The organism is Candidatus Stoquefichus massiliensis AP9, from assembly GCF_000455285.1.
In the GTDB taxonomy this organism is placed as follows: domain Bacteria; phylum Bacillota_I; class Bacilli_A; order Erysipelotrichales; family Coprobacillaceae; genus Stoquefichus; species Stoquefichus massiliensis.
The window spans coordinates 94,851-108,642 of the sequence record NZ_HG005293.1 but is presented as its reverse complement, the minus strand read 5'-3'; the positions used below and the strand labels follow the sequence as shown (position 1 = coordinate 108,642).

Genomic DNA, 13,792 nt, shown 5'->3' with positions numbered 1-13,792 from the left:
GCATTCAACAGGTCGCCCAGCTTTAACAAGTTCTCACAGTAAACGTTTTACATCTCGTTATATTGATATTCCTAATGATCCTTACTATTGTTTTGGTTATGGCTTATCATATAGTGAGTTTGAGTATAATAACATAAAATTAGACCAAACAACATTAACTGTTGATACACAAATTAAAGCTTCTATAGAAGTAACAAATATATCTGAAAGAGAAGGTGTGGAAACAGTCCAACTCTATATTAGAGATTTAGTTGGCTCAGTGGTAAGACCAATTAAAGAATTAAAAGGAATCCAAAAAATTCATTTAGCACCACATGAAACAAAAACAGTAGAGTTTATAATTAATAATGAAATGTTAAAATTTATGAGAAAAGATTATCAATACGATAGTGAACCAGGAGATTTTGAAGTCTTTATCGGCCACGATAGTTCAACAGAACAAAAATTATTGTTTACATTAGAGTCTTAGGACTCTTTTCTTGTTTATAAGGCAATTATGTTATGTTTTAGATATGATATATATTGTGAAAACTATCTATTATGTGAAAAACCTTTTCTCTTGAAAGATTATCTAATATAATGAAACTATATTAGATATATGCTGGGAGATAATATATTATGAAAAAACTTATAAATATATGTTTATGTTTGATGATTTTATTATTAAGTGGATGTCATCAAGCAGAGAATGTTCTTAAACTCAAATATAATGACTTTCATGTTGAATTGGGTAACGCTATAGTAAAAGAACCATTATGTTATTTAGATTTATCTGAATTGACAGATGATGAAATCAATAGTATAAGAGAAAAAGCTGATATGACGGTGGAAGAATTACCAACAGTTATGTCAAATAATAAAACGTCTTATCAATATGAAAATGTAGGAACATATTTATGCACTATTCAATATTTTGATGAATCTGTAGATTTTAAAATTAATGTTGTGAGTACACTTGATCCTATTATATTAGGACCAAATACAATTGCAGTTAAAAAAGGGGATAGTGATTTTAATTTTGATAAGTTTTACACTGTGAAAGCACCTTATTATATGCAATATAGAAATATTGATACATCTCAAGTCAATTTTAATAAGGTTGGTGATTATCAAGCCACTGTATTAACAACTGAAACATCAGGGGGATCAGGACAGCGTAAATCAAGAAATATTACAGTTAAAGTTCAAGATAAAGTGATATATCAGATCCCAGCACGAAAAGTTCTTAATATCACCTATTACAATCAAATGGATTATGATGCACCAAATGGATGTGAAGCGACATCCTTGTATATGGCATTAAAGTATAAGAAAAAAATGAACACTGATATTCGTTCATTTATTGGATCTATTCCTCAATCATATACACCTTATGAAGGATTTTCAGGAGATCCATTTTCAAGATCAACACAAATAAATGAATATTATACAATCTTTCCACAGGCTTTGATATCTGCTACTTATCAGTATGCCCAAATGAGAGATATATCCGGTAGTGATATTGATCAAATTATGGATGAGATTGCCAGTGATCATCCTGTTATAGCATGGGTAACAGGAGGTTTCCATGCACCAAATATGGAGAATTATTACTTTGGAAAAGCTCCAAGTAACTTACATATTGTGTTGGTTAGTGGATATGATCAAGATAAAAAAGTTTTTTATATTAAAGATCCAGCAAATAGGGAATTAACAGAAGTCTCTTTTGAACAGTTTCAAATTGCTTTTGATGCAATGAAGTATGCTATGGTTGTGGAGGAATAATTATGTATTCATCATTAGAAGTTAAAAACAAAACATTTGAAGATTTGTATGTTAAGTTTTGTGGTATGCAGGAGTGTACGCCAGGTTATTCATATGGACCGGCTGTAAGACAACATTATTTGATTCATTATTGTTTGTCAGGGAAAGGTGAATACCATATTAATAATAAAGTTTATCATATTCAGGCAGGCGATGCTTTCTTGATTATGCCACAAGTTGTAACTTACTATCAGGCAGACAAAGATGACCCATGGACATATGCATGGGTTGGTTTTGATGGAAAGAAAGCTGAACTCTATTTGGAACACTGTCATCTTCATCATAATAATCTTGTTGTACAATGTGGGTATATTGATGAAATAAGAGAAATTATGATATCTATGTTAGCTCATTATAAACTCAGTTATAGTAATGAAATGTTTATTCAAGGAGAATTCTTTCGTTTATTATCATACTTAATGAAGAGTGCAAATCTGACTTATAAAGAAGAGAATCATCAAAGTGATAATTCCTATGTCCAAAAATCCTTAGAATATATTCAAAATAATTATCAAAATGTCATTACTGTTCAAGAAATTGCTGATTATCTTTCTATTAATAGGAGTTATTTAACAACACTTTTCAAACAATTTTTACATCTATCTCCTCAGGAGTTTATTAAAAGATATCGAATGAATCAGGCAGAAGAATTACTTGTGAATAGTGATTTAACAATTAATCAAATATCTTTCTCATGCGGATATGCCAATCAATTATCTTTTTCTAAAGCTTTTCGACAATATCATGATATATCTCCTAAAGAATATCGTAAACAATACCAGTTAGATAAAGAAGGGACAAGAACAGAAGATCCCCATAAAATATAAAAACAGGTTCTCATAAAACCTGTTTTTTAATATACTTTTTTATAATTGTCAAGGGCACCTATTAAATTAGAATCATTATGATAAGTACATGGAACAATTTGTACTCTTGGAATAGGAATTGGCATTTTTTCATATAACTTATCTAGTGATTTTTGAATATAGTCATGTAAAATTGGTTGTTGACTAATACCACCACCAATAGCTATCTTATCAGGATCAACAGTTGCCTGAATATTGAATAACCCCATCGCAATAACATCACAATAAGCCTCTAATGCAGTCAAAGCACGTTCATCACCCTGATTACAATATTCAAAAGCTTTTAAACCATCAAATTCTTTAGGGTCTTCACCAACAGCTCTTGCTATCATAGCAGATAATTTAAGTGCACTGCCATCATATCCCCATTTTCCTTCAAAACCATCCTGCTTCGTCCAGTCTCCAGATAAATAACTAAACTCACCAGCAAATCCATGTGTTCCAGTGAATACTTTATCACCAATAGTAATTCCACCACCAATACCAGTACCAATAATACAAACATCACCAATTTCTGTTCCTTTCAAACTACCATGTTCTACTTCACAAAGAGCTGCACATTTGGCATCATTTTCAATTGTTAATCTGTCAGTTGTAACTGACTGTAACTCTTTAACAATATCTACATCTAAATTATAACCAAGTGCCCCTGGAACTTGTACTTTATGCGTATGTCTATTAATTAATCCAGGTAATGACATAGCTAATCCATCAACTCTATCACTATACTGCACATAAATATCATGAACAGCCTGTTTAAAACTTTCTAAATTTTCACTTGGTGTAGGAACTTTTCCTTTTTCCAACATTTCTAAATCATCATTCATGAGTGCATATTTAATAGCACTTCCACCTACATCTAAAACAAGATATTCCATATATTTTCCCTCCATTAATGATATTATACTATAATATGTCATAAGATGAAATCGTATTTCTCATATGAAAATAAATTATGTCAGTTCAAAATCATAGATATCTTCTTCAATATCTTTAACTATGCTTTCAACACGTTCCCAGCTGACTGCTAAATTCTCATTATTAGTACTTGGATCAAGGTAATCATCTAAACAAAGGCATTGAATGATATAACAACCTGTATTTTTCATGTATTGTATTGGCTCTAGGTCTAGGCTATACATAGGAATAATTTCTAAATGTTCTCCATAAGCAGATTGTAAATATTTTATCATTTCTTTACCTAAGATTATGTCTTTTTGTAATCCTTTTGTATAGACTCCATCAATGCCTAATGTTATTAAAATGTTCATTGCATAATCAATATCATCAACAAAATTAATAGCCTGATTAAAAAAAGCTTTCTTATGATATGAATGTATCAAATCTATCATTTTCTTTGTTTGTTTAATATCAATATCTTTCTCAAAATCTAAAAAACCAAAAGCAATACCACTTGTTCCATTATCTAATAAAATCTCTGCATCTAAAAACATTGTTTCTATTTCATCATCATGATAACAATATCCATGGGTTCGAGGTTTTAACATACAAATAATTTCTAAATCTGTATTCTCTTTTGTTTTTATAAACTCACCAATACTAGGAGTTAATCCATATTGGTAGTTATGATGGCTCAAAAGTATTCTTGATGCACCACCATATTCAGCTTGTTTCGCATCATAATAACTGCCACAAAAAAATTCAACTTGATATTTCATAAATAATCACCTACCATTTTTATTATAATACAAAATAAAAGAAAAAGAGTATATATTTTATCAACTCACACATATTAGTAATGGAGTGATAAATATGTCTCAAGAAAAAAAGAAAAAGAAACAAACCGAAGCAAAAAAGACAGCTTATAACAATCAATGGACCAACAACAATCTTAAATATTATCCAGATGAAAGAGAGAGACAAGATGGACCAGGAGGAAATTAAAAACTATGATAAATCTATCATAGTTTTTTCTATTGAGTTATTTCATTAATAATCGCAATGGCATTTAAGGTTCTAGGAAAACCGATATATGGTTGACATTGTGTGATGGTGTCAATTAAAAGTTGACGTGTATTACCGACAGTTATATTGGCTTGAGTATGTGCCTTTAATTGGTTTTCACAACCACCAAGAGTTGCTAACATGATAAATGTTAATAACTCTCTTGTTTTTAAATCAAGACCATTTCTTGTATAAAAATCACCGAAGCAATATTCAGATAGATAATTTTGTATATGTTTGAGTTCTTTAGGGGCATTGTCATGACCAGATTGAATATGTTCCTTTCCAAATGCAGCCGATTGAACATCAAATCCTGATTGAAAACGAGTGTCCTCTTTAACAGTTGATTGTGATGGTAAATGAGTATCTATATTTTCATTTTCCAATACTTTATTTAAAACAACTAATGCTTCATCAACTTTTCCATAGCCAATATAAGGTGTACATTGATAAATGGCTTCTTTCATCATAATAGGTGATAAGTTAACGTGTATTCCAGCATGTATATGTTTTTTAAGAACTTTTAATGTATGATTTGTTGTGGAAACAACAATTAAGATAAGTTCTCTTAATTGTTCATCTAAGTTCCCATGCTGATAGACATCACCATAAATATAATTCTTCATAATATCATGATATTCTTGATCGTATTTGTTTTCATCTTGTTGACCATATAATTTTTGATAGAGGTTATTCGCTTTTGTCTTTCTGTCCATATGTTATTCTCCTTCTTTTGATAATTTTATTTTACTTCTCAATATCTTGAATGTCTAATACTTATGATGAATAAAGGATCATGTTTTTTAAGCATAATTCTAGATGTTGCATAGATATGTCTAAATGATAAATAATCTTTATAAATTGGTTTTGAAGGATTGAAAGTATTTCGTTCTTTTTATGATAATCTAACATTTGGACATATTTGTTAAACAGAGGATACTTTTCTTAATCGAAACAGATGTTATAATTCAATCATGAAAAGCGCTTTCATTATATAAATAGAATGATTAAAGAAAGGGAGTTTATGTTATGAATGAGAAGTTATCTTTTAAAGAAAAGTATTCTTATGGTGTTGGTGCAATTGGAAAAGATATGTGTTGTGGGATTATCTTTACTTATTGTATGTTGTATTTTACAGATGTATTAAAATTATCAGCTGCTTTTGTTGGAACTTTGTTCTTTTTGGCTAAGTTTTGGGATGCTGTTAATGATTTAGGTATGGGAATGATTGTTGATAATACGCATACAAGATGGGGGAAGTTTAGACCTTGGTTGGCTATTGGAACAATTGTTAATGCAGTAATATTGGTTTGTTTATTTACAAACTGGGGATTATCAGGAACATCGTTGTATATCTTTGCGACAGTCATGTATATCGTATGGGGAATGACTTATACAATTATGGATATTCCATATTGGTCTATGTTACCTAATTTAACATCTGATCCTAAAGAAAGAGATAGAGTCGCAGTTATTCCTAGAATTTTTGCATCTATTGGTGGTTCTTTACTAGTTGGTGGTTTTGGATTACAGATTATGGATTTTTTAGGAAAAGGTAATGCACAGGCAGGTTTTACAAATTTTGCATGGTTAATTGCTATTGTCTTTGTTGTAACAGTTGGAATTACAGTTTTGAATGTCAAATCAGCAGACCGTGTAGAAGTAAAAAAACAGGAGAAAACATCTTTTAAACAAGTTCTTCAATTAATTAAACAAAATGACCAATTATTGGTTGCGATTGGAGTCATATTAACATTTAACTTTGCAATGAACTGCATAAGTGGTGTACAAACATATTATTTTATTTATGTTGTAGGAAATAAAGCATTATTTTCAGTATTTACAATGTTTGCAGGTTTTGCTGAAATCTTTGGATTACTTATTTTTCCTAGATTAGCTCAGTATCTTACAAAAAAACAGGTCTATGCTCTCGCAAGTGGAATACCTGTTGTTGGTTTGATTGTATTATGTTTAACAGGAATATTCATGCCTCAAAATTATATCCTTACTGCGATAGCTGGAATCTGTGTTAAATTGGGTTCGGGGTTACAATTAGGAACAGTGACTGTTGTCTTAGCTGATGTTGTTGATTATGGAGAATATAAATTAGGAACACGTAATGAATCAGTGATTTTCTCTATTCAAACTTTATTGGTTAAATTTGCCTCAGCAATGGGAGCGTTGTTTACTGGTTTTGCATTGGATGCAACGGGTTATATTCCAGATGCAGCTCAATCTCTTACAACAATGAATGGAATGCGTATCATTATGATTGTATTACCAATGATATTTGTTGTGATTAGTTTTATCATATATAAAAAGTACTATAAATTAAGTGGAGAATATTTAACAAATATGATGAATACTCTAGCTCAAAAAAGAAATAGAATTATTATTGACGATGATAATCAAGAAAGAAATATTTTAGAAGAATTAAAGGAGAATAACTATGCCAATTCAATATCATAAATCAACACAAACATTTCATTTATATAATGAATATTTCAGTTATATCATAAAGGTTATGAAAAATCAGCAGTTAGGGCAATTATATTATGGAAAAAGAATTAATGATCATGAGAATTTTGATCATCTTTGTGAAATGAAAGCAAGACCTATGGCAGCATGTGCAATTGAAGGTGATTTGACTTTTTCTTTAGAACATTTAAAACAGGAATATCCATCTTATGGATCTGGTGATATGCGTCATCCAGCAATAGATATCTTACAGGAAAATGGAAGTCATATTGTTCATTTTATATATCAAAGTCATGAAATTATTATGGGGAAACCATCTTTAAAGAATTTACCTGCAACATATGTTGAAGATAATCAGGAAGCAACAACATTATTGGTAACATTATACGATGAAGTTATAGAGACAAAAATTATCTTAAGTTATACTATTTATGAAAACTTATCTGTTCTAACAAGAAATGCATATATTGAAAATTGTGGAACACAAAAACTCGTTTTAAATCAGGCAATGAGTATGTCTATAGACTTACCAGATATGGAATATGAAATGATTGAATTAACAGGAGCCTGGTCACGAGAAAGAAGCATAAGGAATAGAAAATTAGAACATGGAATACAATCTATTTATTCATTGAGAGGTTGTTCAAGTAATAATTTTAATCCATTTATTGCATTAAAAAGAGAAAATTGTAATGAATATGATGGAGAGGTGTTAGGATTTAGTTTGGTTTATAGTGGTAATTTTTTAGCACAGGTTGAAGTTGATACATATCATGTATCAAGAGTGACTATGGGAATTCATCCTCATGCTTTTACTTGGCCATTAAATCAAGGAGAATCTTTCCAAACACCAGAGGTTGTTATGGTATATAGTTGTCATGGTTTAAATGCCATGTCACAAACTTATCACAAACTTTATCAAAAACGTTTAGCTAGAGGACGATATAGAGATCAAGTAAGACCTATTCTAGTGAATAACTGGGAAGGTACATATTTTGATTTTAATGAAGATAAACTAGTTAATATTGCAAAAACTGCTCAAAAACTAGGAATTGAATTGTTTGTTTTGGATGATGGTTGGTATGGACAACGTCAAAGTGATAATGCAGGACTTGGTGATTGGTATCCAAATTTAGAAAAGCTGCCAAATGGTATAAGTGGATTATCTCAAAAGATAATAGATTTGGGAATGAATTTTGGTATATGGTTTGAACCAGAAATGGTAAATAAAGATTCTGATCTTTATAGAACACATCCTGAATGGACTTTTGAAACACCAAATAGACATACTTCTCACGGACGTAATCAATATGTGTTAGATTTTTCTAATCCAGAAGTTGTTGATTATATTTATGGATTAATGGCTAAAGTTATTCAGGAATCACATATTACTTATATAAAGTGGGATATGAATAGATGTATGAGTGAAGTTTATTCATCAGTACATAATGCTCAAGATCAAGGAAAAGTGATGCATGAATATATTTTAGGAGTTTATCATCTTTATGATATGTTAACAGCAAACTTCCCAGAGATACTTTTTGAATCTTGTGCAAGTGGTGGTGCAAGATTTGATCCAGGAATGTTGTATTACGCGCCACAATGTTGGACAAGTGATGATACTGATGCTATTGAACGTTTAAAAATTCAATATGGGACTTCTATGGTTTATCCAATATCTAGTATGGGTGCACATGTTTCTGCCATTCCTAATCATCAAGTATTTAGAAATACACCATTAAAAACACGTGCAGATGTTGCTTATTTTGGAACTTTTGGTTATGAATTGGATTTATGCAAATTATCTTCTGATGAACAGCAACAGATTTTAGAACAAGTTCAATTTATGAAAAAGTATCGTGAAGTTATTCAATTTGGTACTTTCTATCGTCTCAAAAGTCCATTTGAAGGAAATGAAACAGTATGGATGGTTGTTTCTCAAGATCAGAATACAGCTATTGTTGGTTACTATCGTCCATTACAAGAAGTTAATCAAGGATACCGTCGTGTTCAATTGATGGGATTAGATCCAAATAAGAAATATCATGTTTCTATCCATAATATTGATTGTTATGGAGATGAGTTAATGAATGTTGGATTAATGACAAGTGATAGTTCATGTGGCGAAAACAAAGATGGAGAAGGAGATTATTTATCTAGATTATATATTTTACAAGTATAAAATAAAGCAGAGGGGTGCACCTCTGCTTTATTTCCCTTCTCATAGAAACAGTTCATTGTATTACATAACAATGTGTTTCCTAAAGTGTTGTTGTTTTTCTATAGGAATATCCAGTAAACTCATGACTTCTTCAAATGTCATTTCTTTTGAGATGAGTTTTTGAATTGTATCAAGTTTTTCTTCAAATCGACCTTCTTCTTTTCCTTTATTTCTGATTTCATCAAAGATTTCACACATTTCCTGTATCCCTCCTTCTGTTTCCTTAAAATAGCGGACTTTTCTTCTTAAAACTTCATAATGCATATCCTCACAGTTCCTACACATGAAATCGTGCATCAACAATCCCAATGGTGTTTCATCCCGTATGCTTGCATTAACATAGATGGTTGTTTCTTCATCGCTAAAATATTCTCCAGTCTCGTCAATTGTCCTATGTATGTGATAGATAGGCAGTCCTTTTCCTAATACATCATTTTCAGTAATAAAGATAACGGAAACTGGCGGTATTTTCTTCCACTCCTGTGACGGAAAAGATATATTGGCATCCATCATGCTGTGATGATATCTGGCTCTTTTGGGATGAGCACCATCATTCTTTCTTTGAACCTCGACATTAATGTAATGGTTATCGAGAGTTCTGGCAAACACATCAATGCGAATATCTCTGCCATGAAGATTCTTCATCATATACTGAGTAGAAAAGGCAATAACATAGACAGGCTTGTTGAAGATAATACTAAGAAGAAGTTCAAGACAATCTCTGTCATTAAAGATGATATCCATAAAATCATCATCAATAAGCCTAAGACTTAAAATAGAGTCAAGATATTCACAAGACAAAGCAGTATTCATTGATTCACCTCACTTTCAAAACAAGGGAGGCTATCTAAGGATAATATATCATGATAATTGCTTATAGTAAATAACAATGATAAATAAAACCAAAGATAAAATAACCTCCTCACTATATATATACGCAAAAAAACTTCATTTTTCTTTTTTTATTTACAACTTTATTTATATATTGACAGAAATAGTTAATTGGTTTATTATAGAACTGTTTAAAAATAAACTATTAGGAGATAAATAATGAAAACTTTTACATTTGCAATTCATCCATATATTATAAAAAAATATAATTCATTGTTTGAACGAATGATTCAGAATTATCAAATAACGCAAGTAGAAATAGATGTATTAGCTTTTTTAGCAAATAATCCAGAATATAATCATGCTCAAGATATCGTAAATATTAGAGGAATATCAAAAGGACATGTTTCGATTGCTATTGAAAAACTTGTTTCAAAAAAATATCTTAAAAGAGATATTGATCCTATCAATAGACGTTGTAATATTCTAAAAGTGACAAAACAAGCAGAAGAATTGATCAAAGAAATCCAATCTATACAAAAGTGTTTTGAAGAGATGGCTTATAAGGGTATGAGTGAAGATGAAGTTGAGCAGTATCATTATTGGCTTAGACGTGTATATCAGAATTTAGGAGGTGGAAAGTGTGAATGAAAGATTAGAGAATGAAAAAGTATCAAAATTATTATGGTCGCTTGCTTTACCTTCAATCTTAGCACAATTAACAACATTGATTTATAATATGGTTGATCGTATATTTATTGGAAGATTACCTGATGGGGCATTAGCTATTGCTGGTATAGGATTATGTGCTTCAATTATTACTATTATTACAGCTTTTACCAATTTATTTGGACGTGGTGGAGCACCACTTGCTTCTATTAAACTAGGAGAAAAAAGAGAAGATGTTGCTGAGAAGATTTTAGGAAATTGTTTGATGAGTTTATTAATTTCATCAGTGATAATAATGATTGTATTATTTTTCTTTGGCGAAGATATTTTGTTGTTGTTTGGAGCAAGCGTTAATACTTTACCTTATGCAATGGATTATATGAATATATATTTAATAGGAACAGTTTTTGTGCAGTTGAGTGTTGGATTAAATTATTTTATTAATGCTCAAGGTTTTGCTAAATATGGCATGATGACATTATTGATTGGTGGAATATTAAATATTATTTTAGATCCTTTGTTTATATTTGTTTTTAATATGGATGTTGCTGGAGCAGCCATAGCAACTGTCATTTCACAGTTCATATCTTGTATTTGGGTTATGAAGTTCTTATTAGGAAAAAAATCAACAATCAAGATAAAGAAAGAATATTTAAAACTAGATTTAGATATTATGAAGAAAGTTTTAGGATTGGGATTTTCTCCATTCTTTATGAGTTCTACTGAAGGTATATTGCAAGTCTCATTTAATCGTCAGTTACTATTCTTTGGTGGTGATTTAGCAGTGAGTTCTATGACTATATTAATGTCTATGTCACAAATATTACTCTTACCAATGGAGGGAATTGCTCAAGGGACTCAGCCTATCATTAGTTATAACTATGGTGCCAAACATTATCATCGTGTTAAAGAAACAGTGTCATTAGCAATCAAAGTCTCATTAGCTTATTCTATTATAGGTGTTTTAACAATGGAAATCTTTCCAACAATATTTGTGAGCCTATTTGCTAAAGATCCAGCACTTATCAAATTAAGCAGTGAAATGTTAAGAGTTTATGTTTTTGGTATGATTATTTTAGGCGCCAATTCTACATATCAGCAAACTTATACATCTTTAGGGTTTGGCAAAAGATCATTTTTCTTTGCATTTTATCGTAAGATTATCTTATTAATACCAATGATTTATGTATTGCCTTATCTATTCCCTTATGGTATATATGCTGTTATATTAGCAGAACCAATATCTGATCTCATCACAACCATTACCAATACATTTGCATTTCGTTCATTTATGAGGAAACATTTACCATCATAAATAATTTTATAATTTGAATAAACATAGATTTTTATTAGTAAAATTGTTATGATGAAAAAGTGGAGGTATAAGAGATGAAAAAAGCAATAATATTTGATATGGATGGTTTAATGATTGATAGTGAAAGAGTCACTTATAATGAGTATGTAAAAAAACTTCATATGTTAGGGCATGATGACTTTACTGAAGAATTATATAGACATTGTTTAGGAAAGAATAAGGCAGGTATTTGTAAAGTTTTTACTGATCATTATGGAGATGATTTTCCAATGACTGAAGTATGGGATGATGTACATGTTTGGATAGATGAGAGTCTAAGAAAACATGTGCCAAAGAAAAAGGGTCTTGATAAGTTATTGAAATATCTTAAAGATAATGGATATAAAACAATTGTGGCAACATCTAGTGCTCGTTTAAGAGTAGATGAGATTTTAAAAAATGCTGGTATTGCTGAATTCTTTGATGATAGTATTTGTGGAGATGAAGTCACTCATGGTAAACCTGATCCTGAAATCTTTTTAACAGCATGTCAAAAGTTAGGTGTTATACCATCGGAAGCACTTGTTTTAGAAGATAGTGAAGCGGGGATTCTTGCAGCATATAATGGGCGTATTGATGTGATTTGTGTACCAGATATGAAATATCCAGAACCAGATTATGCATCAAAGGTAACAAAGATTGTTGATTCATTAGAAGATGTTATTGAATATCTAAAATAGGAATCCATATTTCAATGATTGAATCAGGACGATTCCAATGAAAACGAAAATCATATTTTTCAAAATGCAAAAAATGTTCTTTATTCACTTGGTAAGGACAATGAGGAATAACTTCTAAATAAATATGATTATATGTTGTATAGATATTATTCATATGACCAATATGTTCAAAGACAAGATACTTTTGTTTGATAATATTTTGTCTAAAGAAATGTTCAGGAACTTTTCCCTGATCTGGTAATGCACAGTAATAATAAAGTTGATTATTTCTTCTTATCATAAATGCATATTTTGTCCAATGATATCCTTGGAACAAATATGCTTTTTTGATGTTTTGATTGAACTGTTTCCAGAATCTTTTTGATAATTCAATATTATGTTTTTGTGAGTTCATTAATTGAATGGCTTGACCAACAACTATAAATGCCTCAAGTTCTTCTATTCTATAGTCCATTATTTTTATTCCCCCAAGTTTAACGAATACTATTCTAACATAAAAACAAGTTTTTATATAATTTTTATTAAAGTAGAGAAAAGTTTATGGTAACATAAAAGTATAGTAAAGGAGAATCAATTTATGAAACCAAAATTACATTTTACACCACCACAGAATTGGATGAATGATCCAAATGGATTAATTTATTATCAGGGAAAATATCATATTTTTTATCAGCATTTTCCGTATACTTGTGAATGGGGAACAATGCATTGGGGACACGCCGTGAGTGATGACCTTGTTCAGTTTGAACATCTGCCTATTGCTTTGTATCCATCTCAATACTTTGATCGTAATGGCTGTTTTTCAGGTTCTGCTATAGAATATAATAATAAGATGTATCTTTATTATACAGCTATTCGTTATGCTAAAGAAAATCCTAAGTATATTCATGTTCAATATAGTGATGATGATTTAATCGCAAGTCAA

The 13,792-nt window shown here is 30.3% G+C and carries 14 protein-coding genes and 1 pseudogene; 10 read left to right on the top strand and 5 right to left on the bottom strand.

Going from position 1 to position 13,792, the window contains the following annotated elements; all coding sequences use genetic code 11:
* The 3 genes from BN350_RS19470 to BN350_RS15280 all read left to right on the top strand — a co-directional run.
* Window positions 1-469 (top strand): fibronectin type III-like domain-contianing protein (locus BN350_RS19470; protein WP_044600380.1); only part of this gene is annotated, 469 nt, incomplete at its 5' end.
* A gap of 149 nt (window positions 470-618) precedes the next feature.
* The gene (locus tag BN350_RS15285) at window positions 619-1,764 is read left to right on the top strand and encodes a C39 family peptidase (protein WP_028044378.1); all 1,146 of its coding nucleotides are present in this window, start codon (window positions 619-621) and stop codon (window positions 1,762-1,764) included.
* Between the two features lie 2 nt (window positions 1,765-1,766).
* Window positions 1,767-2,630: an AraC family transcriptional regulator gene (locus BN350_RS15280; protein WP_028044377.1), complete on the top strand. Its 864-nt coding sequence runs from the start codon at window positions 1,767-1,769 to the stop codon at window positions 2,628-2,630.
* Between the two features lie 26 nt (window positions 2,631-2,656).
* On the opposite strand, the gene BN350_RS15275 is transcribed toward BN350_RS15280, so the two are convergent.
* On the bottom strand, window positions 2,657-3,547 hold the full coding sequence (locus BN350_RS15275) for an ROK family protein (RefSeq protein ID WP_028044376.1): 891 nt from the start codon (window positions 3,545-3,547) through the stop codon (window positions 2,657-2,659).
* A 75-nt stretch (window positions 3,548-3,622) separates the two neighbouring features.
* On the bottom strand, window positions 3,623-4,348 hold the full coding sequence (locus tag BN350_RS15270) for a copper homeostasis protein CutC (RefSeq protein ID WP_028044375.1): 726 nt from the start codon (window positions 4,346-4,348) through the stop codon (window positions 3,623-3,625).
* A 94-nt stretch (window positions 4,349-4,442) separates the two neighbouring features.
* Between BN350_RS15270 and BN350_RS21720 the strand changes: the two genes are divergently transcribed.
* Window positions 4,443-4,574, top strand: a complete 132-nt coding sequence (locus BN350_RS21720) for a hypothetical protein (RefSeq protein WP_261797228.1) — start codon at window positions 4,443-4,445, stop codon at window positions 4,572-4,574.
* A gap of 29 nt (window positions 4,575-4,603) precedes the next feature.
* On the opposite strand, the gene BN350_RS15260 is transcribed toward BN350_RS21720, so the two are convergent.
* Window positions 4,604-5,350 (bottom strand): carboxymuconolactone decarboxylase family protein, encoded by a 747-nt coding sequence (locus BN350_RS15260; RefSeq protein WP_028044374.1) that lies wholly within the window; start codon window positions 5,348-5,350, stop codon window positions 4,604-4,606.
* 313 nt (window positions 5,351-5,663) lie between these two features.
* Here BN350_RS15260 and melB point away from each other — a divergent pair, with 313 nt between their 5' ends.
* Entirely contained in the window at window positions 5,664-7,103 is a 1,440-nt protein-coding gene (melB, locus tag BN350_RS15255) for a melibiose:sodium transporter MelB (protein WP_028044373.1), read from the top strand.
* Window positions 7,084-9,294, top strand: coding sequence for an alpha-galactosidase (locus BN350_RS15250; protein WP_028044372.1), 2,211 nt, complete (start codon window positions 7,084-7,086; stop codon window positions 9,292-9,294). Before melB ends, BN350_RS15250 begins: the two co-directional genes overlap by 20 nt.
* A gap of 60 nt (window positions 9,295-9,354) precedes the next feature.
* Here the strand turns inward: BN350_RS15250 and BN350_RS15245 are convergent, their stop codons facing one another.
* Window positions 9,355-10,146 carry a PD-(D/E)XK nuclease family transposase gene (locus BN350_RS15245; protein WP_028044371.1) on the bottom strand — a complete coding sequence of 264 codons (792 nt, stop codon included), beginning with the start codon at window positions 10,144-10,146 and terminating at the stop codon, window positions 9,355-9,357.
* A gap of 237 nt (window positions 10,147-10,383) precedes the next feature.
* Here BN350_RS15245 and BN350_RS15240 point away from each other — a divergent pair, with 237 nt between their 5' ends.
* From BN350_RS15240 to BN350_RS15230, 3 genes are all read left to right on the top strand, one after another.
* Window positions 10,384-10,815, top strand: a complete 432-nt coding sequence (locus BN350_RS15240; protein ID WP_231385302.1) for a MarR family winged helix-turn-helix transcriptional regulator — start codon at window positions 10,384-10,386, stop codon at window positions 10,813-10,815.
* On the top strand, window positions 10,808-12,148 hold the full coding sequence (locus tag BN350_RS15235) for an MATE family efflux transporter (RefSeq protein WP_028044369.1): 1,341 nt from the start codon (window positions 10,808-10,810) through the stop codon (window positions 12,146-12,148). Before BN350_RS15240 ends, BN350_RS15235 begins: the two co-directional genes overlap by 8 nt.
* Before the next feature lie 74 nt (window positions 12,149-12,222).
* Entirely contained in the window at window positions 12,223-12,867 is a 645-nt protein-coding gene (locus tag BN350_RS15230) for an HAD family hydrolase (protein ID WP_028044368.1), read from the top strand.
* Here BN350_RS15230 and BN350_RS15225 read toward each other — a convergent pair.
* Entirely contained in the window at window positions 12,848-13,321 is a 474-nt protein-coding gene (locus BN350_RS15225; RefSeq protein WP_044600379.1) for a GyrI-like domain-containing protein, read from the bottom strand. The genes BN350_RS15230 and BN350_RS15225 overlap by 20 nt on opposite strands.
* A 123-nt stretch (window positions 13,322-13,444) precedes the next feature.
* On the opposite strand from BN350_RS15225, the pseudogene BN350_RS21045 reads away from it, so the two are divergent.
* Window positions 13,445-13,792 (top strand): annotated as a pseudogene (locus tag BN350_RS21045) (glycoside hydrolase family 32 protein); the annotation flags it as partial.

What these genes read in the sequence shown, in the direction of transcription:
- BN350_RS15285 (WP_028044378.1), top strand. Translation starts at nt 619, where the DNA reads ATGAAAAAACTTATAAATATATGTTTATGTTTGATGATTTTATTATTA.
- BN350_RS15280 (WP_028044377.1), top strand. Translation starts at nt 1,767, where the DNA reads ATGTATTCATCATTAGAAGTTAAAAACAAAACATTTGAAGATTTGTAT.
- BN350_RS15275 (WP_028044376.1), bottom strand. Translation starts at nt 3,547, where the DNA reads ATGGAATATCTTGTTTTAGATGTAGGTGGAAGTGCTATTAAATATGCA.
- BN350_RS15270 (WP_028044375.1), bottom strand. Translation starts at nt 4,348, where the DNA reads ATGAAATATCAAGTTGAATTTTTTTGTGGCAGTTATTATGATGCGAAA.
- BN350_RS21720 (WP_261797228.1), top strand. Translation starts at nt 4,443, where the DNA reads ATGTCTCAAGAAAAAAAGAAAAAGAAACAAACCGAAGCAAAAAAGACA.
- BN350_RS15260 (WP_028044374.1), bottom strand. Translation starts at nt 5,350, where the DNA reads ATGGACAGAAAGACAAAAGCGAATAACCTCTATCAAAAATTATATGGT.
- melB (WP_028044373.1), top strand. Translation starts at nt 5,664, where the DNA reads ATGAATGAGAAGTTATCTTTTAAAGAAAAGTATTCTTATGGTGTTGGT.
- BN350_RS15250 (WP_028044372.1), top strand. Translation starts at nt 7,084, where the DNA reads ATGCCAATTCAATATCATAAATCAACACAAACATTTCATTTATATAAT.
- BN350_RS15245 (WP_028044371.1), bottom strand. Translation starts at nt 10,146, where the DNA reads ATGAATACTGCTTTGTCTTGTGAATATCTTGACTCTATTTTAAGTCTT.
- BN350_RS15240 (WP_231385302.1), top strand. Translation starts at nt 10,384, where the DNA reads ATGAAAACTTTTACATTTGCAATTCATCCATATATTATAAAAAAATAT.
- BN350_RS15230 (WP_028044368.1), top strand. Translation starts at nt 12,223, where the DNA reads ATGAAAAAAGCAATAATATTTGATATGGATGGTTTAATGATTGATAGT.
- BN350_RS15225 (WP_044600379.1), bottom strand. Translation starts at nt 13,321, where the DNA reads ATGGACTATAGAATAGAAGAACTTGAGGCATTTATAGTTGTTGGTCAA.